Here is a 23,005-nt window from a genome sequence, read left to right on the forward strand (position 1 = left end):
GGCTGCCCGGAAGGGCGTCCGCCTTAAATCAACACCTGCTGGGGTACCAGGACTCGAACCTAGACTAACTGAACCAGAATCAGTCGTGCTGCCAATTACACCATACCCCACCGCGCGGTGATCCTCGCTGGAATCTCTCGCGGCGACCTCGGCAAGGATAGCCCAGCTTTGCCGCCGAGGCCAAAACGAATACCCGGCGGGTGCCACAGGCATCCCGGGTACGGAAGGATAGATCCCAGGACACGCGTGAGGAGATCCGACTTTGACCGCGAACCCGTTCTTCGCACCCAGCGCCCTGCCGTACCACCTGCCCCCCTTCGAGGAGATCGCCGAAGAGCACTATCTGCCGGCGTTCGAGCGCGGGATGGCGGAGCAGCTCGCCGAGGTCGCCGCCATCTCGGGCAATCCCGAGCCGCCGACCTTCGACAACACGATCGCCGCGCTGGAACGTTCTGGCCGGATCCTGGACCGCGTGTCCACGGTCTTTTTCAACCAGGTGTCCTCCGACAGCACCCCGGGCACCCGGGAGATCCAGAAGGAGATCACCCCCCGGCTCGCCAAGCACAGCGACACCATCAAGCTCGATCCCGCGCTGTTCAGGCGGATCAAGGAGTTGCACGCCGTTCGGGAGACCCTGGCGGATGACGAGGCATGGCTCCTTGACCGCTACCACACCGACTTCGTCCGCGCGGGCGCCGAGTTGGACGACCAGGACAAGCAGCGGCTGATGGGGCTCAACGACGAGCTGTCCAGGCTGGCGACCGAGTTCGAGCAGAACCTGCTGGCCGACACCAGCGCCGCCACCATCGTGGTGGACGACCCTGCCCGGCTGGACGGGGTCTCGGTCGAGGGAGCCGCCGAGACGGCCAAGGCGCGCGGGCTCGACGGCAAGTACGCGATCTCGCTGATCCTGCCGACGGGCCAGCCCGCCTTGAGCGGGCTCACCGACCGCGAGCTGCGGGAGCGCCTGCACAAGGCGGCGACCGGCAGAGGCGGCACGGCCAACGCCGGCATCGTCACCCGGATGGCGCGCCTGCGCGCCGAGCGCGCCCTCCTGCTCGGCTACGCGCATCACGCCGATTACGTCGTGGCGGACCAGACCGCGCCGGAGCCCCAGGCGGTCACCGACATGCTGGCCAAGCTCGTCCCGGCCGCCGTCGCCAATGCCAACGCAGAGGCCGAGGCCCTGCGCGCCGAGGCGGGCTTCGACCTTGAGCCGTGGGACTGGGCGTTCTACGCGGAGAAGGTACGCAACGCCCGCTTCAACCTCGACACGGCGCGGATGCGGCCCTACTTCGAGCTCGACCGCGTCCTGCGCGACGGCGTCTTCTACGCGGCCGGCAAGCTGTACGGGCTGACCTTCACCGACCGCCCCGACCTTCGCGGCTACCACCCTGACGTCCGGGTGTTCGAGGTCTTCGAGGAAGACGGCACACCGCTCGGCCTGTTCCTCGGCGACTACTACGCCCGCGAGTCCAAGCGCGGCGGCGCCTGGATGAACAGCCTGGTCAAGCAGTCCGATCTGCTCGGCGAAAAGCCGGTCGTGGTCAACAATCTCAACATCGTCAAGCCACCGCCCGGTGAGCCCGCACTGTTGACCTTCAGCGAGGTCAACACCATGTTCCATGAGTTCGGCCACGCCCTGCACGCCCTGTTCTCCGACGTGCGGTTCCCCCGCGTCTCCGGTACGGCGGTGCCTCGCGACTTCGTGGAGTACCCGTCGCAGGTCAACGAGATGTGGGCGGTGTGGCCCGAGATCCTGGCCAATTACGCCAGGCACTATGAGACCGGCGAGCCGATGCCGCGGGAGATGGTCGACCGGATGCTCGAAGCCGAGCGGTTCAACCAGGGCTACGCCACGGTGGAATACCTCGCGGCTGCTCTCCTCGACTGGGCCTGGCACACCGAGGGCGGCGCGGCCGAGGTGTCCGACTGGGAGTCCTTCGAGAACCACGCCCTCTCCCAGGCGGGCCTCGACCACCCATTGATCCCGCCGCGCTACCGCAGTACGTACTTCGCCCATATCTGGTCCAGCGGTTACAGCGCCGGCTATTACTCCTACATCTGGAGCGAAGTCCTCGACGCGGACACGGTGGAATGGTTCAAGGAGAACGGCGGCCTGCGTCGCGCCAACGGCGACAGGTTCCGCCGCGAACTCCTCAGCAAGGGCGGCAGCATCGACCCCATGAGCGCCTTCCACACCTTCCGCGGCCGCGTCCCCGACATCGCCCCCCTCCTCACCCGCCGCGGCCTCTCCTGACCGAACCCCCGCCCTAAGCCTTTCTCGGCCCCAGGGCCGGGCCAAACCGCCCACCCTCCGGCCAATATCCGAACCGAGAGCCTGAGGGTGGGCCGGATCTGCCACCGCACAGGCCACCGCCGCATTGCGCCCCGGCGGCGGTCTGGAGCCCTTCACCGCCGAGGTCCGGGCCGGGGGTTAGGGGGTGAGGCGGGTCAGGGCGGCCTGGAGGCGGGCCTGGGTGCGGGCGGGGCCTAGGGCGTGGATGGACTCGAAGAGGGGGAGGCCGACCGTACGGCCGGTGAGAGCGACGCGGATCGGGGCCTGGGCCTTGCTCAGTTTGAGGCCGTGTTCCGCGCCGACCTCCTCCAGGGCCGTCTTCAGCGACTCAGGGTCGAAGGAGACGGTTTCCAGCCGGGCGAGGTATCCGGACAAGATCTCGCGGGGCGCGTTCTTCATGCCCTTGTCCCAGCTCGCCTGGTCGAACACCGGCTCGGGAAGGTACAGGAAGTCGACGTTGGCCGACACCTCGGACAGCACCGAGATGCGGGTCTGGACCAGCGGTGCGATCTCGGCGAAGACCTGGCGGTCCCAGGACGGGTCGAGGAAGAGATCGCAGCGGGCGATGAACTCCGCGAGCGGCAGCGCCCTGATGTACTCGCCGTTGAACGCCCGCAGCTTCTTCTCGTCGAAGAAGGCGGAGGCGGAGTTGACGTCTTCCAGCCGGAAGAGGGGCACCATCTCCGACCACGGCATGATCTCGCGGTCGTCGCCCGGCCCCCAGCCGAGCAACATCAGGTAGTTGACCATCGCCTCGGCGAGGTAGCCCTCGTCGCGGTAGGACTCCAGGGCGACCTTGTCGCGGCGCTTGGAGAGCTTCTTGCGCTGCTCGTTGACGATCACCGGCAGGTGCGCCCACACCGGCGGCGTCGCGCCGAGGGCGGGCCAGAGCAACTGCTGGCGGGCGGCGTTGGACAGGTGTTCCTCGCCGCGGATCACGTGGGTGATCGACTGGGTGATGTCATCGACGGCGTTGGCCAGCACGTACAGCGGAGAGCCGTCGGTGCGGGCGATGACGAAGTCCTCCTGGGCGTCGTTGGGGAACTCCACGCGCCCCCGGATCACGTCGTCCACGACCGTCACGCCCTCGTCGGGCGTGCGGAACCTGACGGCGCCCGAGGTTAGCCCGCGGTCGCGGCAGTGGCCGTCGTAGCCGCGGTGCTCCGAGCCGGTGCGGGCCTCAAGCTGCTCCCTGGTGCAGTCGCAGTGGTAGGCCTTGCCGTCGGCGAGGAGTTTGGCCACCGCCTCGCGGTGCTGCGGCTCGTAGGCCGACTGGAAGTAGGGGCCCTCGAAGACCGGGTTCTCGCCGTGGACGCCGATCCAGGCGAGCGCGGAGATGATGCCCTCGGTCCACTCCGGCCGGTTGCGCGCGGCGTCGGTGTCCTCGATGCGCAGCACGAACTGCCCGCCGTACCGTTCGGCGAGGGCCCAGTTGAACAGCGCGGAACGCGCGCCGCCGACATGGAACATGCCGGTGGGCGAGGGGGCGAAACGAACCCTAATCACGGGAGACCACCCGGTTGCTGAGAGTGCCGATTCCTTCGATGCCGACACCGACCTCGTCACCCACGCTGAGCGGGCCGACACCCGCCGGTGTGCCGGTGAGGATCACGTCGCCGGGGATGAGCGTCATGACCGCGCTCACGTAGGCGATCAGCGCGGGGATGTCGTGCAGGAGCTGGGAGGTCCGGGCGCTCTGCCGGATCTCGCCGTTGACGGTCGTGGTGATCGCGAGGTCGGCCGGGTCGAGATCCGTCTGGATCCAGGGGCCGAGCGGGCAAAAGGTGTCGAAGCCCTTCGCCCGCGTCCACTGACCGTCCTTCTTTTGCAGGTCGCGGGCCGTCACGTCGTTGGCGCAGGTGTACCCGAAGATCACCTCGGCGGCCCGCTCGACGGGCACGTCGCGGCACAGCCGGCCGATCACCACGGCCAGCTCGCCCTCGAAGTCGACCCGTTCGGAGAGCTTCTCGGGGTAGACGATCGCCTCGCCGGGGCCGATCACGGAGGTGGACGGCTTGCTGAAGACCACCGGCTCGGCCGGCGGCTCGGCGCCCATCTCGCGGGCGTGGTCGGCGTAGTTCTTGCCGATCGCGATGACCTTGCTGGGCAGCATCGGCGCGACCAGGCGCACCTCGGAGAGGGGTTTGCGTTCACCGGTGAACTGCACCGTGCCGAACGGATGGCCGTGTACGGCCGCGACGAATTCTTCGCCGGGCCCGCCGTCGACCACACCGAACGTCACGCCTTCGCCGGTGGTGAACCTCGCTATGCGCACTGAATGACCGCCCCTGACAGTCGGATGCCGTACGGCACGAGCCTACTGAGGCCGTCGAGTGGTTTCGGCCAGCAGGACGCCGGGGCTTTCCAGCGGATGGCCAGGAGGCCGTACGCGAAGGGAAATGACACGGAAACTACCCGGAAAAAGGGTATCAAGTGCGGATTGTGCCGCTGACCTGCGGCAATAGGTGGATATATCGCGTTTTTTGGGATGCCCTGAGCGCACTTGGAGGGCACTCGGGGGGTCACTGAGGTGGGCCACGAGGAAGTACGAGGAGCCGGGGGGAACCGACGTGTCCGAGACCACGCACAGGGAAGCAGCGGTACCCCGTGCCCGCACCGAGGAGTCCGGCGCGGCCGGGCCGTTGCAGTCGGGCAAGGGGAAGACGACGATCGCCGACGGCGTCGTCGCCAAGATCGCCGCGATGGCGGCGCGCGACGTGTCCGGGGTTCACGAGATGGGCGGCGCCGCCGGGCGCGCGCTGAACGCCGTGCGCGGCATGGTGGGCGGCGGTGACAGACCCACGACCCAGGGCGTCTCGGTCGAGGTGGGCGAACGGCAGGCCGCCGTGGACGTGAACCTCGTCGCGGACTACGGGGTCGCGATCCCGGACATGGCGTCCGCCGTACGCCGGAACGTGATCACGGCGGTGGAGCGCATGTGCGGCCTTGAGGTCACCGAGGTGAACGTCAAGGTCGACGACGTGTACCTGCCCGGCGACGACAAGCAGTCCGGCGACCAGAAGAAGAGCCAGCAGCAGGAAGAGTCGCGAGTCCGGTGAACGGCGGGTACCCGGCGGCGGGGACGCCGCCCGGGCCACCGGGCGGGACCGGCGGGCACGCGCCCGCCGACGAGCCCGCCCGCCCGCGCCACGACGCCCCGGAACGCGAGGGCGACCCGAGCGTCCGCACCGAGAACGAGCTGGTGCGGGACATCGCGCAGCGGGTGGCGGGGTGCCCGGATGTGGCGGAACTGTCCGGCGGCCCGTTCGGGACGATCGCGACGTACCTGCCCGGCGGCCGGGTCCGTGGGGTCGCGCTGCGGGACGACGGGCTGGAGATCGCGGTCACCGCCCGGTACGGCACGCCGCTGCCCGAGGTCGCCGACCGGATACGGGAGGCCGTCGGCCAGGCGGCCGGCGGCAGACCGGTGAACGTGACGATCGACGACCTGCAAATGAGCACCTGAAGCACGCTCAACACCACACCGAAGCCTCAAGGAGGCAGGAATGGACACCTTTCCACTGTGGCCGCTGATCGGCCTCACCGTAGGTCTGGCCCTCGGGTTCGCCGGAGCGTTCGGTGGCTTGGGCGCGTTCCTGCTGGTACTCGTTCTCGGGGCGGTCGGCCTGCTGATCGGCCACCTGATGGAGGGCGGCCAGGTCGATCTCTCACGGCTCGCCGCGAGACGGCGATGACCCAGACGACGGGCATGGCGCCCACGGCGGCGCCGCCGGAGCGGCGCGGCCGGACGATCATCCCTGACCAGGTGGTCTCGCAGGTCGCCGCGCGCGCGGCCCGTGAAGTGGACGGCGTGCTCGAAGTACGGCGGCGCGGCGCGGTGCCGTGGAACGAGCGGTCCAGCGCCAACGTGGACGGCGGCCTGGCCACGCTCGCCCTGGACGTGACCGTGGCCTACCCGGCCCCGCTGCGCACGCTCACCGAGCGGATACGCCGTCACGTGGCGGCGAGGGTCCACCATTTGACGGGACTCGCCATCGGCCATGTGGACATCGACGTGACCGCGATGGTCCCGGCCCAGCGCGCCGGCGAGACGGGCCGCGGGGAGTCACGATGACCGCCACGTACGCACGCCGGGAGACGATGGGGCGGACGCCATGACGGCGGCCGGCACGCACCCGCAGGCCGACGTCCCGCCGCGCCGGGGCGGCAGGCGGGCGAATCATGCCGCCGCGCACGCGTTCCGGCCATGGCGCAGGTGGCCGGCGGTGATCGCCTCGGTGGTGCTGATGGCGCTGGGGATCATCGCCGCGATCGAGATCATCTCGGCGCTGTTCGGCGGTGCGGCGCGCATCGTGCCGTACGAGCCGCTGCGGCGGTGGGCGACCAGTGCGCCCTGGAATGACCCGGCGATGCTCACGGGGGCCGCCATCGCGGCCCTGCTCGGGCTCGTCCTGCTGCTGGCCGCGCTGATCCCGGGACGGCCGCGGTTCGTGCCGCTGCGCACCGGCGACCGTGACCTGATCATGGGCATGCAGCGCCGCAGTTTCACCAACGCGGTGCGGCACGCGGTAGAGGACGTGGACGGGGTCAGGGAGGCCAAGGCCCGGCTGCGCCGGGGACGCGTCCGGGTGACGGCGACGACGTCGCTGCTGACGGCCGCGCCGCGGCTGACCGAGGCGGTACGGCAGGCCGCCGCGGCGAAGATCCGCGCGCTGGCTCCCGTGTCCACACCGGACGTCAAGGTGACGGTACGCGACGGAAAGGGCCGGCGCCATGGAACGTAAGACGGCCAGGGGCAACCGGCTGGGGCTGATGCTGTGCGGCCTGGCGCTGCTCCTTCCCGGGCTCTACGCACTGGCCAGAGGGCTCGGATTGTTCGGCGCGGGGGCGCGGGACCAGCCGGTGATCGGGCCGGGGCTGACCGGCTTCTTCGCGGCCAACCCGTGGCTGTGGTGGGTGCTGGCGGTGGTCTCGGTGGTGCTCGCGGCGCTCGGGCTGCGCTGGCTGTTCGCCCAGGCCCGCAAGGACGTACTGTCCGGACTGCGGCTGGCGCAGGGGCCGACGGGGAAGACGGACGTCGAGGCCGGCGGCGTGTCCAAGGCGCTGGAGACGGATGTGTCCGACCATCCTGCGATACTGCGGGCGAAGGCCGACCTGACCGGTACGCGGAAGCAGCCCGGAGTGCGGCTGGCGATCGTGGCGGACGAGCGTTCGCCGATGGAGGAGGTACGGCGGCACCTCGGCGGCAAGGCGATCCCGCGGATGCGCGACGCGCTCGAGGTGGAGAACCTGCCCGCCGTCGTCCGGCTCAAGCTGGAAGAGCCCTCTTCACCCGCGCGAAACATCCAGTAACCGGGAAAAACCTCCGACAACCGGAGAAATGTCCACGAGCTGAGATGGCGTGCTCGCGGGGCGAGACGGAACCGGTATGGTATGCGCATGGATTCTCGCAGCATCCGCCTGGCGGTCATTCCCGGCGACGGCATCGGCGCCGAGGTCGTCGACGAAGGTCTGAAGGTGCTCCAGGCGGTCGGCCCGAAGGTGGAGACCACCACCTACGATCTCGGCGCGCGGCGCTACCACGCCACCGGCGAGACGCTGCCCGACGCGGTGCTGGCCGAGCTGCGCGAGTACGACGCGATCCTGCTGGGCGCGGTCGGCGACCCCAGCGTGCCGCCCGGCGTGCTGGAGCGCGAGCTGCTGCTGCGCCTCCGCTTCGAGCTCGACCACTACGTCAACCTGCGTCCGGTCAAGCTCTTCCCCGGCGTCGCCACCCCGCTGGCCTCCTCCGGCCCCGCCGACATCGACATGGTCGTCGTGCGCGAGGGCACCGAGGGCCCCTACGCGGGAGCGGGCGGCGCGCTGCGCCGCGGCACGCCGCACGAGATCGCCACCCAGGAGTCGTTCAACACGGCCCACGGCGTCGAGCGGGTGATCCGGTACGCCTTCGACAAGGCGCGCGGGCGCGACCGCAAGAAGCTCACGCTGGTCCACAAGACCAACGTGCTGACCTACGCGGGCGACCTGTGGGCGCGCACGTTCGACCGGGTCGCCGCCGAATACCCCGACGTCACCACCGACTACTGCCACGTCGACGCGGCCTCGATGTTCTTCGTCAACCAGCCGGAGCGGTTCGACGTGATCGTCACCGACAACCTGTTCGGCGACATCCTGACCGACATCGGCGCCGCCATCGCGGGCGGCATCGGCCTCGCGGCCAGCGGCAACGTCAACCCCGACCGCACCGCGCCGAGCATGTTCGAGCCGGTCCACGGCAGCGCGCCCGACATCGCGGGCCAGGGCAAGGCCGACCCGACCGCCACGATCCTGTCGGTCGGCATGCTGCTCGACCACCTGGGCTTCGCCGACGCGGCGGGCGCGATCGAGCGCGCGGTGGCCGATGACCTGGCCGAGCGCGGCGACGCGGTGCGCGGCACGAGCCGGATCGGCGACGACATCACCGCACGAGTAGCCGGGTAGTCCCGGGCCGCTCACACTCACGCGCATGGCGACCCGGGAGGGGTGCCATGCGCGTTCGCATTGCCGGCCGGAGATCTTCGCGGCCCCCGAAGGTGACAGGCTGTGAGCTTCGTAAGGTGTTACACACCACACGAAGAACCGAAGAGTACCGTCACACGCGGGAGACGGCGCAGCCGGAGCCGGGTCACCCAAACCTGGACTCCGAGGCTCTGCCGAATGTCCAGATTATGCAGTAGCTTTCCGTTACGGCCTGCCTCCGTCGCACAATGGAGGCAGGGCAGACCACCCAAGAGAAGGACCTCGTCATGACCACCGCTCAGAAGCTCAGCTTTGACGTGCAGCTCTCGGACCACGCTCGCACCGTAGCCGAGCGCGAGCAGGTATTGGCGAACCCCGGGTTCGGCCAGCACTTCACCGACCACATGATCTCGGTCGACTACACCGAGGGCGTGGGCTGGCACGACGCGCGGCTGCTGCCGTACGGCCCGCTCACCCTTGACCCGGCCACCTCCGTCTTCCACTACGCGCAGGAACTGTTCGAGGGCCTGAAGGCGTACCGGCAGGCCGGCGGCAGCATCGCCACGTTCCGGCCGTTCGCGAACGCCGCCCGCTTCAACCTCTCGGCACAGCGCATGGCCATGCCCGAACTGCCCGAGGACACCTTCGTCGAGTCACTGGAACTGCTCGTGCAGACCGACCGGGAGTGGGTGCCCACCGCCGAGGGGCACAGCCTCTACCTGCGCCCGTTCATGATCGCCACGCAGGCGGCGCTGGGCGTCAACTACCCGTCGCGCGCCTACAAGTACATGGTGATCGCCTCGCCGGCCGCCTCCTACTTCTCCGGTGGCGTCAAGCCCGTGTCGGTCTGGCTGTCCACCGAGTACACCCGCGCCGCCCCCGGCGGCACCGGTTTCGCCAAGTGCGGCGGCAACTACGCGGCGGCCTTCGTGGCCCAGCGGCAGGCCGTCCAGAACGGCTGTGACCAGGTCGTCTGGCTCGACGCGGTGGAACACCGCTACGTCGAGGAGATGGGCGGAATGAACCTGTTCTTCGTCTTCGGCAACAAACTGCTCACCCCCGCCCTCACCGGCACGCTGCTGCCCGGCATCACCCGCGACTCGATCATCAGCATGGCGGGCGACCTGGGGCTGGAGGTCGCCGAGGGCCGCCTCTCCATCGAGGAGTGGCAGGCCGGATGCGAGTCGGGCGAGCTGACCGAGGTCTTCGCCTGCGGCACCGCCGCCGTGATCACCCCGGTCGGCGCCGTCAAGGGCACCGACCGCGGCTGGACGATCGGCGACGGCACGCCCGGCCCGGTGACGCTCAAGCTCCGCGAGGAGCTGGTCGGCATCCAGTACGGCGCGCGCCCCGACACCCACTCCTGGGTCCACAAGATCTGCTGACCCGCCGAAGCGCTCGCGGCCGGGACTCGCCCGAGATCCCGGCCGTGGCCGTCAGTTCTTCCTGATCAGCGTCAGGCCGTCGGCGACCGGCAGCAGCACGCTGGTCACCCGGGCGTCGCCGCGCACGAGGTCGTTGAACGCGCGCATCACGACGGTGCTCGCGGCGTCGTTCGTCGGATCGGCCACGTTCCCGTTGCGCAGGGTGTTGTCGACGATGATCACCCCGCCGGGGGCCAGCCGGGACATCACCAGCTCGTAGTAGACCGGGTAGCCGGGCTTGTCGGCGTCGATGAAGGCCAGGTCGATGGGCGGGTCGGCGGGAAAGCGCGCCAGGGTCTCGGCGGCCGGGCCGAGTACCAGCTCGATCCGGTCGGCCACGCCGGCCTCCGCCCAGTAGCGCCGGGCGATCGAGGTCCACTCCTCGCTCACGTCGAAACAGGTCATCCGGCCCCCGGGAGCCAGGCCACGGGCCAGGCAGATCGAGGAGTAGCCGGTGAACGTGCCGACCTCGACGACGTTGGCCGCCCCGGCCATCTGGGCGATCATGGTCATGAACCGCCCCTGCTCCGGGGAGATCTGCATGCCCGCGTGGCCTCCGGTGGCCGCGCGAGTCTCCACGGCGAGACGTTCCAGCAGGTCATCGGGGGGTGTCGTGTGGGCCAGGACGTACTGGCCGACGGCGGGATCCAGGTAGGTGGCCTTCATGGCGCTCATTCTGCACGGGGAGGGGCGCGCTCGCCCGCCGTACGCTCCGTGTCTCGGACTCCGAGATCAATGTGCCAGATGCCGGAGGATGTGGCAGACTGCTAGGACCATGAAGAACGGTCTGCTCATTATCGGCAGGCGCGCCGGCACGTAACAGGACCACGCCGGCGCGCAGACCTCTCACGTCCGTGAGGGGTCTTTTTGTTTGCCGGAGCGTGCACATGGCGATCGAAGATCGAACCGCGAAAAGACCGTCAAGGAGACGAACCGATGGCCGACGACCGCTTCCACGTCTATGACACAACGCTGCGCGACGGGGCCCAGCAGGAGGGCTTGAACCTCACGGTGGCCGACAAGCTCACCGTCGCGCGCCACCTGGACGGCCTGGGCGTCGGCTTCATCGAGGGGGGCTGGCCTGGCGCCAACCCCAAGGACACCGAATTCTTCCGGCGGGCTCGAACAGAGCTCGACCTGAAGCACGCGCAACTCGCCGCGTTCGGCGCGACCCGCCGGGCCGGAGTGAAGGCCGCCGACGACCCATTGGTGGCCGCCTTGCGCGAATCCGGCGCGCCGGTCGTGACCCTTGTCGCCAAGAGTCACGACCGGCACGTGGAGCTGGCCCTTCGCACGACTCTCACCGAGAACCTCGCGATGATCCGCGACACGGTTTCTCACCTTCGTGCGGAGGGTCAGCGTGTCTTCCTCGACGCCGAGCACTTCTTCGACGGTTACAAGTCCAATCCAGCGTACGCTCTCGAAGTCGTCCGCACCGCGGCCGAGGCCGGGGCAGACGTGATCGCCCTGTGCGACACCAACGGCGGCATGCTGCCCGACGAGCTGGGCGACGTGGTCCTCGCCGCGGCGGGCACACAGGCGCGGCTCGGCATCCACTGCCACGACGACACCGGGTGCGCGGTGGCCAACACGCTCGCCGCGGTACGCGCGGGCGTCACGCACGTCCAGGGCTGCGCCAACGGCTACGGCGAGCGGTCGGGCAACGCCAACCTGTTCACCGTCGTCGCCAACCTCCAGCTCAAGCGGGGCTTCGACCTCGTGCCGCGCGAGTCGCTGGCCGACATGACCCGCATCGCGCACGCGATCACCGAGGTCACCAACGTCACGCCCAACTCCCACCAGCCCTACGTCGGCGTGTCGGCCTTCGCCCACAAGGCCGGCCTGCACGCCAGCGCGATCAAGGTCGATCCCAACCTCTACCAGCACATCGACCCGGCAGAGGTCGGCAACGACATGCGGATGCTGGTCTCCGACATGGCCGGTCGCGCCTCGGTCGAGCTGAAGGGCCGCGAGCTGGGCTACACCCTCAGCTCCCAGGAATCCCGCGAGCTGGTCGAGCGGGTCAAAGTCCTGGAGTCCCAGGGCTACACGTTCGAGGCCGCCGACGCCTCCTTCGAGCTGCTGCTCCGCGACACGGTCGGCGGCGACCGCCGCAGGCACTTCTCCGTCGAGTCCTGGCGGGTCATCGTGGAGCACCCCGCCGGCGGCGACGTGGTCAGCGAGGCCACCGTCAAGCTGCACGCCAAGGGCGAGCGCATCGTGGCCACCGGCGAGGGCAACGGCCCGGTCAACGCGCTGGACAAGGCGGTACGGCAGGCGCTCGAACGCCTCTACCCCGAGCTGGCCAGGCTGGAGCTCACCGACTTCAAGGTGCGGATACTCGAAGGCACCCACGGCACCCAGGCGATCACCCGGGTGCTGATCACCTCCAGCGACGACACCGGCGAATGGTCCACGGTCGGCGTCGACGAGAACATCATCGAGGCGTCCTGGCAGGCCCTGGAGCAGGCGGTGACGTACGGGCTGCTCCGGGCCGGGCACGAGGGAGAGTAGCGAGGTCAGGCGCGCTGCGGGGCGCTCAGGAGAGCGCCCCGGCGGGCGTGGCCGTGAAGGACACCGCGTCGCCGGCCGTCTCCACCGTGACCTTGCCGCCCGAGCACCGCACCTTGGGGTCGGCCACGCCGGGCACCACGATGGTCAGCAGCGGGTCGGCCGAGGCGGGCGAGAGCACGGCGGGCGCGGGGGTCTTCTTCAGGTAGGCGGGCGAGACCCATCCCTGGATCGGGCTGTTCGCGCCCCTGACCACCTTCAGCCCGCTCACCGGCCGGCAGGAGGGCAGCGCGACCTGCACGAGCGTGGCCTTCCAGTCCTTGTCCCGCAGCACGACCCGGCCACCGCTGGGGGCGGCCGCGGTCAGCCCGTGGTCGAAGTGCCAGATGTTGCTGATCTTGGACTTGCCGGCCGCGGTGTCGAGCACGGCCATCAGGTCATCGCCGTGGTTGACGAGCACCGAGCGGGTACGCGCCACACCGTACGCCCGGTCGGTGAGCCGGTAGCTCTGCCGGTTCCCGCCGGTGGACGATTTCACCAGCTTGGAGGGGGTGCCACCGCGGAACGCGGCACCGGCCACGACCGGCACGTTGTGCGCCTGCGGTGACATGGTCCAGCGGCGGTACGGTGTGTTCTCGTAGGAGTGGAAACCCACGTCCACCAGCACGTCACGGCCTTGCGCGAAGTAGGTGACGCCCAGGTGGTCCTCGTGGCCGTGGAACTTCAGTCCGGGGCCGAACCTGATCGAGTAGAAGGCCGACTCCTTCTCGTCCTTCCAGGAGGAGCGGCCGAACACGTATCCGGAGCTGCCGAAGACCTTCACCTTCTGCGTGGGGGCGTCGTAGCCGGCGGGCCGTACGTCGGCTCCGCCGTCGCCGATCGGGACCATGTGGCCGTTGGGCTGGGTGGCGTGCGCGATGAAGGTCTCCAGGGAGTTCCAGCGCTTGGAGATCTGCGAGGGCACCGCGCGGTCGCACGCCTTGATGTTGTCGATGGCGACCTTGAGCCGCTGGTGTACGTAGATCGCATAACGCGGCGCCTGCTCGCGCAGCGCGCCCTGGGAGTCGACGTCGAGCTTCACCGTCTCGGTGAGCCGCCGGATCGCCAGCTTGGACCACTCATCACGACCGTAGCGGCAGCCGATGCCGAGTAGTGCGATGTCCTGGTCGATGCCGTGGTTGTGGCCCTTTTCGTAGAGCCTGGGGTCGGCCAGCATGCGGCCGTGCTCGGCCAGGCTCTTCTTCAGCCAGTCCTCGCCGACATGCTTGCTCAGGCACACCAGCGCGGGTGCGCGGAGCGCGATGGGGTGCTCCTGCCAGGCGTAGGGGCTGGTGTTCCGGCCGCCGCGGGGGTTGTCGTCCACCCAGTCCTTGGCGATCTCCCGGGCCCGGCGCAGGTAGCTCTCCTTGCCGTTGAGCTCGTAGTCGGCGACGAGCCTGCCCATCCAGCGCAGGGAGTGGAAGACCATGTCCCAGGAGCGGTTCTTGTAGGGACTCCACCGCCAGTTCACGTTCTTGCCCACCTTGACGGCGGGCAGCCCGAGGAACGACAGCTCGCCGGCCATGACTTCCTCCGACGTCGGCGTGGCGGGCAGCCAGTCCCCTTGACACTCCGCCGTCCGCTTCACGGCCGCGGCATCGGCCCCGCTCACCACCCCGCCACCGGCCAGCAGCATGACGGCGGACAACACCAGGGCAGCACTCGATCGGCGGCGCACGCCAGTTTCCTTCCAGGACCGGGACGAAGGGGGCGGATCATGTTTTCCGACTCACGAAGTCCCGGTCAAGTCACCGCAGGCGCATGAGCCACATCGTTATCAGGCTCGCAGCAGCCCTTCGGGATCTGCTCGAACTGGCGTGCGGTACGACTCGAAAGCCACTACAGTAAGTGTTACAGCAAACACGTTGCGAGCATGAGCCTGGAGGGGATGATGGCCTCATGGCCAAGGTTCTGGATCGCCCGGAGGCACCACCCGCCTCTGCCAACGAGACCATCTACGACCGCTACGCCAGGGTCTGCGAGCTGCTTCCGGATATGCGTGTTGAGCTCCACGACGACCGGATCGTGGTGACCGACATGCCGACCGTGAAGCACAGCACCGTCGTGTGGCTGCTGCTCAAGCAGTTGTTCGCACTCGTCGGCGAGCGGGGATGGCTGGCCTGGACCGGCCCCAAGCTGTTCTTCGGCCCCCAGGACGACCGATACATCCCCGACCTCGTCATAGCTCCCCCAGAGCACCGCATGTGGGGCGAGGATCACGTATACGCCGAAGACACGTTGCTGGTGGTGGAGGTGGTGTCACCGAGCAGTTCACACGACGACCACAAACTCAAACCGGCCACCTGCGCACGCGGAAAAGTGCCGCTCTACCTGGTGATCGACACCTACGAACAACGCGTACGCCTGCTCAGCGACCCCGGCGAAAAAGGCTACGCCACCGAAACCGAGGCCGCCTTCGGCGAACCACTCGAACTACCAGAGCCATGGCGGCTCACCCTGGACACCACGCCCTTCAAAGGGCTGTGATGACGAGGGCAAGCGCTACTTCGGGGCGGCGGTTTCGATGACCTCGAAGGACCAGAGTTCGGAGCCGGTGGCGGCCGGGCCCTGGCCGTGGCCCACGCCCTGGGGGTGGCCGGAGGGGCGCTCGCCTGAGGCTTGGGCGTGGCCGCGTTGGAATGCCTGGCTGCTCTGCCAGCGCTGGAAGTCCTCTTCGCTGCGCCAGCGGGTGTAGACGAGGTAGCGGTCGGTGCCGTCCAGAGGGCGCAGCAGCTCGAACCACTCGAAGCCGTCCTGGGATTCGACCATGCCCGCGCGGCCGGCGAATCTACGCTCCAGCTCTTCGCGCATGTCCGGCGGGACGCTCAGGACATTGATCTTGACCACCGATGCCATCGGGCCTCCTCCGCTCCGTACGGTCACGGATCACTTTAGGGCCCCCGCCCGCCGGTCCGTGTCACGGCCGACGGGCGGCGCGCCGGTCAGATGTCGAATTCGCCGTCCTTGACGCCGGCCACGAACGCCTCCCACTCGGCGGGAGTGAAGGTCAGCACGGGGCCGTCCGGGTTCTTGGAGTCGCGGAGCAGGAAGAGCTGCTCTCCCTCGGCGGCCTTGTTGTGGCTGGAGTCCGCCGAGTCGACGGTCGTGACCTCAACGCAGTGTCCGTCGCTGCGCATGCTCTTCTTCCACTGGCGAGCGCGTGAGTCCATGTTCTGGTTTCCTCGATCGATGCGGCGGTTCACGAGGGGCGAAACATACCCCACGCATCGTGCCACACCGCGCCCCTCGTGTCCGGGGGTCCGCGGGGAATGGCCGCTGGATGTCAGCGCGTCGGAGAACCGCCGTTGTCGCGGCGGTCCAGCGCGAACTGGACGGCGTCCGCGGCCTCGTCGCGCTCTTCGTCGGCGGGGGTCCAGGGGTACATCTCGTACATGATCTTCTCTCGATCTCGTGGGCGAACGCGCACGTGACGACACGCACACGCGGAATCGGGCGGAAAAAGTGGATTCGGCACACGAACCCTTGATCGACCCGTCAATGGGATCCGGGTCACAGATCCTCAGGCGGATCACCGGCCGGCAGGCGCACGCACCGCGACGGGTCGCCGGCCTGCCCTGGTCAGGCCCCGCCGCGGCAGGTAAGAATCCCGAATACCTGGCGCATTACCACATAAGACTACCCCGCGTTCCAGGGTGCGTCTCGCTGGCCGTCCGATTGTCCCACTATGTGAGACATCGGCGGCGTTCAGAGCCGGCCACGGTCCATGGCGATCCTGATGGCCTCCGCCCGCGCACGCGCACCGACAGGTGGTCGTGTACCGCCGCCGGGTCGGCGACCGTCCCACCCGCCGCGCCCGCCCGCTGTACCTGGTGCTCCCGTTGGGTCAGCGGGCTCAGGCAGGTGACGTTCCTCGTCCGCGGTGAGCTCGATGAAGGCGTCCTCCAGCGACATCGCGGTGGCCCAAGATGTCGTGGGCCGGGGGTCAGCAGCGCCGGTAGGGCGCGCAGGGCGGCGTCGGAGTCGGCGCAGTGCAGTTCGGCGGGGGCGACGCCCGGCAGCGCGCGCAGTTCGCCGATGGATGCCTCAGGGACGACGGCGCCGATGGTCCGCCCGTACGGCCTTCGGACCTCGGCGGGCTGTCACGATCCGGCCATGACGAATGTCACGGATCGGGTGAACCGATTGTGGGCCAGCGACGTTCTCAGCGGTGTGAGAGCTCTCCTGGTGACCGGAGTCATGGTCGGAGTGATCGCGGTGAGCGCGCCCGAGCCGGTGGCGAGGAACGCGCCGGCCGTACCGGCGACGTGTCCGCAGCGGTGGGGCGGCGCGGACACGGGCGGCTGGGTCCCCGCCGCGGCGCGGGTCGAGGGCGCCGGTGAGACGCTCGTGCCCGGTGCTCCGGTGGAGGCGCTGATCTGCGCCTATCCGGGCCTCAACTACAAGCCCGGCGGCGAGCGGCTGGCCGGCACGCGCACCCTGACGACCCGAACGCGGGCGATGCTGCACGACATCGCCTACCTGCCGGTCGGTTCCGGGCCGGGCGCCTGCACGGCGATGGGCGGCCCGACGACCAACTATCTGATCCGGTTCGCCTACCCTGACGGCTCGGCGCTGTGGCTGGGCAGCGCGGAGGAGGTCAACTCCTGCGTGGTCACCACCAACGGCACCATACGGTCCGGCGCCTACATCGGCCCGAACATCACCGCCGCCTACCGCACCGGGACCTGGCCTCCCGTCCGGCAGACCGACGCCTGCGAGGGCACCACCGGCCGCCGCGGGGAGGAGGACACGATGGTCCCCGGCGAACCGGTCTCCGTCACGGTGTGCCGTCAGGGCTCACCCAGCAAGACGTGGCCCCACCGGAAGTACGGTGCGCGGGAGGCCGCCGCCCTCGCCGGGCCGCTGAACGCGCTGGACACCTGGACGTCCACCAACGGCTGCCAGGGCCCTCCGGACGACGAAGGCACCTTCCGGCTCATATTCGGTTACCGGGACGGGCCGCCGGTGGACATCTGGTTCACGTCCGGCTGCACGCCCCCCATCGACAACGGCGCGCTCCAGGCCGATGGCACCAAGGAACTGCGCGACCAGATCATCCGCCTGGCCCCGGCGAGGTGAACCCCCGCCGGGCGAAAGGCGGCCGGTCAGTCGGCGAGGTCGACCGTACGGCCGGTGTCCGCGCCGATCTCCGCCATGATGGCCGGGAGGAGGTCGTCCGGGATGGCGGTGTCCACGGTCAGGGCGATGAGCGCGCGCCCACCCTTCTCGTCCCTCGCCACCTGCATGGACGCGATGTTGATGGAGTGGTCGCCGAGGATGCGCCCGACGATGCCGACGATGCCCGGCCGGTCGTGGTAGCCGAAGAAGGCCAGGTGGTCGGTGGGCTCGATCTCCATCGCGAAGCCGTTGACCTCGACGATCTTGGTGACCTGCCGGGTGCCGGACAGCGTGCCCGACACCGAGACGTTGCGGCCGTCGGCGAGGACGCCGCGCACGGTGACGAGGTTGCGCCAGTCGGGGCTGTCCTGGCTGGTGACCAGCTCGACGGCGACGCCGCGGTCCTGGGCCAGCAGCGGGGCGTTGACGTAGGTGACGGCGTCCTCGACCACGTCGGTGAACACGCCCTTGAGCGCGGCCAGCTCCAGCACCCGCACGTCGTGGGCGGCGATCTCGCCGCGCACCTCGACGTCCAGCTTGGTCGCGGTCTCCCTGGCCAGGGCGGTGAAGACGCGCCCGAGCTTCTCGGCCAGCGCGAGGCCCGGCTTGACGTCTTCGGCGACCGCGCCGCCCTGGACGTTGACGGCGTCCGGCACGAACTCGCCGGACAGCGCCAGCTTGACGCTGCGCGCGACCTGGGTGCCGGCCTTCTCCTGGGCCTCGTGGGTGGAGGCGCCGAGGTGCGGGGTGACGACCACGCTGTCCAGCTCGAACAGCGGGCTGTCGGTGCAGGGCTCCTTGGCGAACACGTCGATGCCCGCCCCGGCGACCCGGCCCTCCTTCAGCGCCGTGTAGAGCGCGGCCTCGTCGACGATGCCGCCGCGGGCGACGTTGACGATGCGCACCGAGGGCTTGACGGCGTGCAGCTCACGGTCGCCGATCAGCCCGACCGTCTCCTTGGACTTGGGCAGGTGGACCGTGATGAAGTCGGACTCGGCCAGCAGTTCCTCCAGCGACACCATGCGGACGCCGATCTGCGCGGCCCGCGCGGGCTGCAGGAAGGGGTCGTAGGCGATCAGCTCGACGCCGAACGGCTGCAGCCGCTGGGCGACGAGCTGCCCGATCCGGCCCAGGCCGAGGATGCCGACGACCTTCTCGTCCAGCTCGACGCCGGTGTACTTGGACCGCTTCCACTCCCCGCCCTTGAGCGCGCTGTGCCCCTGGGCGACGTTGCGCGCGCTGGCCAGGATGAGCGCCACGGTGTGCTCGGCGGCGCTGGTGATGTTGGAGGTGGGCGCGTTCACGACCATGACGCCGGCCTTGGTGGCGGCCTCGACGTCGACGTTGTCCAGCCCGACACCCGCCCGCGCCACGACGCGGAGCTTCGGCGCGTGGGACAGCGCCTCGGCGTCGACCCGGGTGGCGCTGCGCACGATGAGGGCGTCGGCCTCGGCGAGCGCGGGGAGAAGCTGAGAGCGGTCGGCTCCGTCGGTCTGACGGACCTCGAAGTCGGCACCGAGTACGGCGATGCCGGCCGGGGAGAGCTCCTCGGCCACCAGGACAACGGGCTTGTTCACGGGACGGTCCTTACTGGTCGGCATGGGACGCCATGCAGTCTATCGACCGCTTGTGAATGTGTTCACGAGTGTCCCGGCATCCGAGACGCCCCAGGCAGGGAGTTCACGCCGGGCGTACGACCCGCGTACCCACCGTGGGCGAATCCACCCGTTCTGCCGTCATCTTGGTATTGCTCGCAAAGAATCTTCCCGATTACCCTGATAAGCCGTGGTTCACTACCTATCGTTCGTCATATGAGCATCGGGAACCCCGCTCTCGGCGAAGTGCTCGCCCAGCACGGCAGTCCGCACCGGCTCCTGTCGGCGCTCGCCGATGGAGGAATCCTGGTAGCCGTCCGCCCCGACCGCTCCGTCGTGCTCGGCACGACCCAGGCGGGCGATCGCGTGCTGCTCGGCTACACCAGCCCGCACACCTATGCGCGTCACCGCGGCAGCCACTCCCTGTCGCCGTGTGACGCCGACACGATCCTGGACATCCAGCGGGTGACCGGCGTGGGAGAGGTCGTGATCGACGCCGCGGGCCCGGCCGCCGCGGCGGTCCCGATCGACGACCTGCAACGCTTCCTGCAAGTGACCCGCACGGGACCGACCCCGGTGATGTCGCACGTCGCGCCGAACGCGTACGCGACCGGGGCCATGGCGACGGTCGGCCAGGCCGCCACGGTGAACAGCGCGCCCGCACAGGCGCCCGCGGCCGTCGCCCCGGTGTCGGCGTTCTCCACTCCGGCGCCCGCCCAGTCATGGATCCCGGCTCCGCGCCCGCACCTGTCGGGGCCGATGCAGCAGGTCGATCCGGGGTACCGCCGCTGCACCCACCCGATCCTGCCCGGCCTGCGCAAGGCGATCGCGCAGATCCTCGCGGACTATCCGCTGGTCCACCACGTGTGGATCTCCGAAGCGCGTACGGCCTCCGGCGCACCGGGGATCATGCTGCACGTCAAGGTGCAGATGATGGCGGCCGAGGACGTCGTACGGGATCTGCACCGCGGCGTACGCGCCCGGCTGCCGCAGCTCGCCGCCAGCGAGGCGCCGATCCTGATGGCCCGGGTGGCCGACGCGCGCAGCGAACGCCGGATGATCGAGATCGGCGCTCACGTCGTCTGCGCCGACGTCGCCGACTGACGAAACCCAGCGGTTTCCGCGACCCTGGGGTGGTGGCTCGCTACTCTGCGTGACACTCGGCTGTAATGGCGTCGTGAACGCAACGGCGTCAGGTTCGGCGACCCCGGCGGTCACGCGGGGAGTCCGGCTGGGCTACGGCGTGGGTTCCTTCTGCACGGGGACCTGGGGCGCCGTGCCCGGCCTGCTGCTGCTCTACTACATGACCAACATCATGGCGGTCCCCGCCTGGCTGGCCGGGATCGTCGTCACCGCGCCCAAGGCGTGGGACCTGGTCGCCAATCCGCTGATCGGCCGCTGGTCGGACCGCACCAGGTCGCGGCTCGGCCCGCGCCGCCCCTGGCTGCTGGCGGGCGCGCTGACACTGCCGGTGGCCTTCACGCTCACCTTCGCCGGGCCGCCGATCACCGGCGCGCCCGCCGCGATCTACGTCGGCGTCTGCTTCCTGCTCTCCGCGACGGCCTACTCGGTGTTCGAGGTGCCGTACAAGACCATGTCGGCGGAGATGACCGGCGACTACCACGAGCGGACCTCGCTGTTGCAGTGGCGCATGATCTTCGTCGGCCTGGCCACCGCGATCAGCGGCATCGCGGCCCCGGCGATCGTCAACGCCGACCGGCCCGGCGGCACGACGGAGAGCTACCGGCTGATGGCCGTGTTCGTGGCGCTGGTCATGCTGACCGCGATGCTGGGCGCGTTCTTCGGTACGGCCCGCGCCCCCGCGGTCATCCGTGCCGTCCCCCAGGAGGGGTCGCTGTTCGCCCAACTGATGGCGGCCAGGGGCAACGGCCCGTTCTGGTGGCTGCTCGCCATCGCCTCCAGCCAGACGCTCTCGGCCGCCGTGATGCTGGCCGGCGCACCCTATTTCGCCACCTACATCATGGACGATCCCAAAGCCACGAGCACGCTGTTCGCCGCCCTCGTCATACCGCTGCTGCTTACCATGCCGGTGTGGGTCTGGCTGGCCAGGCGTCTGGACAAGCGCGGCGCGATGATCCTCGCGGGGCTGCTGCTCGGCGGGGGCACCGCCGCGGCCTTGGCGACGCCGGTGTTCGGCACGGTCTACACCCATCTGACCCTGCTGGTGGCGGGCATGGGGCTCGGCGGGGTCCAGCTCATGCAGTTCTCCATGCTGGCCGACGTGGTCGCCGCCGACGCGGCGACGACCGGCAGACGACGGGCGGGGATGTTCACCGGGCTGTGGACGGCCATCGAGAGCGGAGTGTCGGCGTTCGGCACGATGATCTTCGCGGCCGTGCTGACGGCGGGCGGGTTCATCTCCTCAGATCCGAGCCGGCGGGTGACCCAGCCGGCGGGGGCGGAGGCCGCCATCATGATCGGGCAGTGCCTGGTCCCGGCGGTGATCATTCTGATGGCCGTCCTGATGACCTTCAACTATCGGCTGACCGCGGACAGGGTGCAATGAACCGCAACAACCCGATTCACCAGCTCCGTTACGCCTGGCGCAATCCCGACAAGATCGCGCCCCACCTGCGCCGCCTGACCAGGGACACCTGGCTGCGGCTGCGCACCCGCGACCACGTGAGCTACTACCGGGCCGTGATGAGGTCCGACACCGCCCGCGACCCGGAGGGCGCGGTCGGCAGCAAGTCGCACAAGCGCTGGATCGCGCTCGGCCGCATGCAGTTCGACTACCTGGTGGAGCACGGCCTGCGCCCGGACATGCGGATGCTGGAGATCGGCTGTGGCAACCTCCGCGCGGGACGGCTGTTCATCGAACACCTCCAGCCGGGCAACTACTACGGCATCGACATCTCCCCCGACATCCTGATGTCGGCGCAGCGGGTGCTGGCGGAGTACGGCCTGCGCGACAAGCTCCCGCACCTCACCCCGGTCAGGGACCTGCGCCTGGACTTCCTGCCCGACGAGACCTTCGACGTCGTACACGCGCACAGCGTGTTCTCCCACTCACCGCTGCCGGTGATCGAGGAGTGCTTCGCGCACGTCGGCCGGGTCATGCGGCCCGGGGCGTGGTTCGACTTCACCTTCGACCGCACCGAGGGCAAGGAGCACCAGGTGCTCCGCGAGGACTTCTACTACCGCACCGAGACGCTGATCGACCTGGCCGCCCGGCACGGCCTGGCCGGGCGGTTCATGGACGACTGGGAGAAGCTCCCGCACAAGCAGTCCAAGATCCGCCTGACCAGGCCGGTCCCCTGACCAGGCGTAAGGTCACGAAGCCCTGCGAGACCAGCCACTCCTTGGCGACCAGCACGGGCACGCCGCCGTCCACGTCCACCTGGGCGTTGAGGGCGCGCATCACGTCGTCGGTGAGCCGCTCGCCCAGCAGCGCCAGCGAGGGGACCGTGAACACCACCCCCGCCACGGCCGCGATCAGTACGCACTGGGCGACCGTGCCGGCGTGCTGTACCGCCTCGAACTGGAAGAGATCCCTCCGGTCCGCGATGTACTCCCACAAGCTCACTCATTTACCCCGG

General features: G+C 69.5%; 23 protein-coding genes and 1 tRNA gene. 15 read left to right on the forward strand and 9 right to left on the reverse strand.

The window, feature by feature from the left end:
- Positions 1–38: 38 nt before the first annotated feature.
- Positions 39–110: transfer RNA gene (locus ACH34R_RS13825), tRNA-Gln, on the reverse strand.
- A gap of 152 nt (positions 111–262) precedes the next feature.
- Here ACH34R_RS13825 and ACH34R_RS13830 point away from each other — a divergent pair.
- Entirely contained in the window at positions 263–2,260 is a 1,998-nt protein-coding gene (locus tag ACH34R_RS13830) for a M3 family metallopeptidase (protein WP_397561768.1), read from the forward strand.
- Between the two features lie 177 nt (positions 2,261–2,437).
- Here ACH34R_RS13830 and gltX read toward each other — a convergent pair whose 3' ends face one another.
- Together gltX and ACH34R_RS13840 are read right to left on the reverse strand one after the other, a co-directional pair.
- Positions 2,438–3,769, reverse strand: a complete 1,332-nt coding sequence (gene gltX / locus ACH34R_RS13835) for a glutamate--tRNA ligase (protein WP_397561989.1) — start codon at positions 3,767–3,769, stop codon at positions 2,438–2,440.
- Positions 3,770–3,797: 28 nt separating this feature from the next.
- On the reverse strand, positions 3,798–4,574 hold the full coding sequence (locus tag ACH34R_RS13840) for a fumarylacetoacetate hydrolase family protein (protein ID WP_397561769.1): 777 nt from the start codon (positions 4,572–4,574) through the stop codon (positions 3,798–3,800).
- Positions 4,575–4,869: 295 nt separating this feature from the next.
- On the opposite strand from ACH34R_RS13840, the gene ACH34R_RS13845 reads away from it, so the two are divergent.
- The 8 genes from ACH34R_RS13845 (at position 4,870) to ACH34R_RS13880 (ending at position 10,143) form a co-directional block, all read left to right on the forward strand.
- Complete coding sequence (locus tag ACH34R_RS13845) at positions 4,870–5,358, forward strand: Asp23/Gls24 family envelope stress response protein (RefSeq protein WP_397561770.1); 489 nt, start codon at positions 4,870–4,872, stop codon at positions 5,356–5,358.
- On the forward strand, positions 5,355–5,765 hold the full coding sequence (locus tag ACH34R_RS13850; RefSeq protein WP_397561771.1) for a hypothetical protein: 411 nt from the start codon (positions 5,355–5,357) through the stop codon (positions 5,763–5,765). The genes ACH34R_RS13845 and ACH34R_RS13850 overlap by 4 nt, the downstream gene beginning before the upstream one ends.
- Before the next feature lie 40 nt (positions 5,766–5,805).
- Positions 5,806–5,994, forward strand: coding sequence for a hypothetical protein (locus ACH34R_RS13855; RefSeq protein ID WP_111167172.1), 189 nt, complete (start codon positions 5,806–5,808; stop codon positions 5,992–5,994).
- Positions 5,991–6,374 (forward strand): Asp23/Gls24 family envelope stress response protein, encoded by a 384-nt coding sequence (locus ACH34R_RS13860; RefSeq protein WP_397561772.1) that lies wholly within the window; start codon positions 5,991–5,993, stop codon positions 6,372–6,374. The genes ACH34R_RS13855 and ACH34R_RS13860 overlap by 4 nt, the downstream gene beginning before the upstream one ends.
- 40 nt (positions 6,375–6,414) lie before the next feature.
- Positions 6,415–7,044 carry a DUF6286 domain-containing protein gene (locus tag ACH34R_RS13865; RefSeq protein ID WP_397561773.1) on the forward strand — a complete coding sequence of 210 codons (630 nt, stop codon included), beginning with the start codon at positions 6,415–6,417 and terminating at the stop codon, positions 7,042–7,044.
- Complete coding sequence (locus ACH34R_RS13870; protein WP_397561774.1) at positions 7,034–7,612, forward strand: alkaline shock response membrane anchor protein AmaP; 579 nt, start codon at positions 7,034–7,036, stop codon at positions 7,610–7,612. Before ACH34R_RS13865 ends, ACH34R_RS13870 begins: the two co-directional genes overlap by 11 nt.
- 87 nt (positions 7,613–7,699) lie before the next feature.
- Complete coding sequence (locus ACH34R_RS13875) at positions 7,700–8,740, forward strand: 3-isopropylmalate dehydrogenase (protein WP_397561775.1); 1,041 nt, start codon at positions 7,700–7,702, stop codon at positions 8,738–8,740.
- A 305-nt stretch (positions 8,741–9,045) separates the two neighbouring features.
- Entirely contained in the window at positions 9,046–10,143 is a 1,098-nt protein-coding gene (locus ACH34R_RS13880) for a branched-chain amino acid aminotransferase (RefSeq protein WP_397561776.1), read from the forward strand.
- A 51-nt stretch (positions 10,144–10,194) separates the two neighbouring features.
- Here the strand turns inward: ACH34R_RS13880 and ACH34R_RS13885 are convergent, their stop codons facing one another.
- Positions 10,195–10,848: an O-methyltransferase gene (locus tag ACH34R_RS13885; protein ID WP_397561777.1), complete on the reverse strand. Its 654-nt coding sequence runs from the start codon at positions 10,846–10,848 to the stop codon at positions 10,195–10,197.
- A gap of 270 nt (positions 10,849–11,118) precedes the next feature.
- Between ACH34R_RS13885 and cimA the strand changes: the two genes are divergently transcribed.
- Positions 11,119–12,696, forward strand: a complete 1,578-nt coding sequence (gene cimA / locus ACH34R_RS13890; RefSeq protein ID WP_397561778.1) for a citramalate synthase — start codon at positions 11,119–11,121, stop codon at positions 12,694–12,696.
- A gap of 25 nt (positions 12,697–12,721) precedes the next feature.
- Here the strand turns inward: cimA and ACH34R_RS13895 are convergent, their stop codons facing one another.
- Positions 12,722–14,410, reverse strand: a complete 1,689-nt coding sequence (locus ACH34R_RS13895) for a heparinase II/III family protein (RefSeq protein WP_397561779.1) — start codon at positions 14,408–14,410, stop codon at positions 12,722–12,724.
- A 221-nt stretch (positions 14,411–14,631) separates the two neighbouring features.
- On the opposite strand from ACH34R_RS13895, the gene ACH34R_RS13900 reads away from it, so the two are divergent.
- A complete protein-coding gene (locus tag ACH34R_RS13900; RefSeq protein WP_397561780.1) occupies positions 14,632–15,219 on the forward strand; it encodes a Uma2 family endonuclease in 588 nt (195 codons plus the stop codon).
- Positions 15,220–15,234: 15 nt separating this feature from the next.
- Here ACH34R_RS13900 and ACH34R_RS13905 read toward each other — a convergent pair whose 3' ends face one another.
- Both ACH34R_RS13905 and ACH34R_RS13910 read right to left on the reverse strand, forming a co-directional pair.
- Positions 15,235–15,588, reverse strand: a complete 354-nt coding sequence (locus ACH34R_RS13905; RefSeq protein ID WP_397561781.1) for an antibiotic biosynthesis monooxygenase family protein — start codon at positions 15,586–15,588, stop codon at positions 15,235–15,237.
- Positions 15,589–15,674: 86 nt separating this feature from the next.
- Entirely contained in the window at positions 15,675–15,902 is a 228-nt protein-coding gene (locus tag ACH34R_RS13910; RefSeq protein ID WP_397561782.1) for a DUF397 domain-containing protein, read from the reverse strand.
- A gap of 943 nt (positions 15,903–16,845) precedes the next feature.
- On the opposite strand from ACH34R_RS13910, the gene ACH34R_RS13915 reads away from it, so the two are divergent.
- Positions 16,846–17,811 carry a hypothetical protein gene (locus ACH34R_RS13915; RefSeq protein WP_397561783.1) on the forward strand — a complete coding sequence of 322 codons (966 nt, stop codon included), beginning with the start codon at positions 16,846–16,848 and terminating at the stop codon, positions 17,809–17,811.
- Between the two features lie 26 nt (positions 17,812–17,837).
- Here ACH34R_RS13915 and serA read toward each other — a convergent pair whose 3' ends face one another.
- Complete coding sequence (gene serA / locus ACH34R_RS13920) at positions 17,838–19,427, reverse strand: phosphoglycerate dehydrogenase (RefSeq protein WP_397561784.1); 1,590 nt, start codon at positions 19,425–19,427, stop codon at positions 17,838–17,840.
- A 234-nt stretch (positions 19,428–19,661) separates the two neighbouring features.
- Between serA and ACH34R_RS13925 the strand changes: the two genes are divergently transcribed.
- The 3 genes from ACH34R_RS13925 to ACH34R_RS13935 all read left to right on the forward strand — a co-directional run bounded on the left by ACH34R_RS13925 (position 19,662) and on the right by ACH34R_RS13935 (position 22,727).
- Complete coding sequence (locus ACH34R_RS13925; protein ID WP_397561786.1) at positions 19,662–20,549, forward strand: hypothetical protein; 888 nt, start codon at positions 19,662–19,664, stop codon at positions 20,547–20,549.
- A gap of 73 nt (positions 20,550–20,622) precedes the next feature.
- Entirely contained in the window at positions 20,623–21,972 is a 1,350-nt protein-coding gene (locus tag ACH34R_RS13930; RefSeq protein WP_397561787.1) for an MFS transporter, read from the forward strand.
- On the forward strand, positions 21,969–22,727 hold the full coding sequence (locus tag ACH34R_RS13935; RefSeq protein WP_397561789.1) for a class I SAM-dependent methyltransferase: 759 nt from the start codon (positions 21,969–21,971) through the stop codon (positions 22,725–22,727). The genes ACH34R_RS13930 and ACH34R_RS13935 overlap by 4 nt, the downstream gene beginning before the upstream one ends.
- Here the strand turns inward: ACH34R_RS13935 and ACH34R_RS13940 are convergent.
- Positions 22,660–22,986, reverse strand: a complete 327-nt coding sequence (locus ACH34R_RS13940; RefSeq protein WP_397561790.1) for a hypothetical protein — start codon at positions 22,984–22,986, stop codon at positions 22,660–22,662. The two genes, ACH34R_RS13935 and ACH34R_RS13940, sit on opposite strands and share 68 nt — an antisense overlap.
- Positions 22,987–23,005: the final 19 nt, after the last annotated feature.

This window comes from Spongiactinospora sp. 9N601, assembly GCF_044326295.1.
GTDB classification, from domain to species: domain Bacteria; phylum Actinomycetota; class Actinomycetes; order Streptosporangiales; family Streptosporangiaceae; genus Spongiactinospora; species Spongiactinospora gelatinilytica.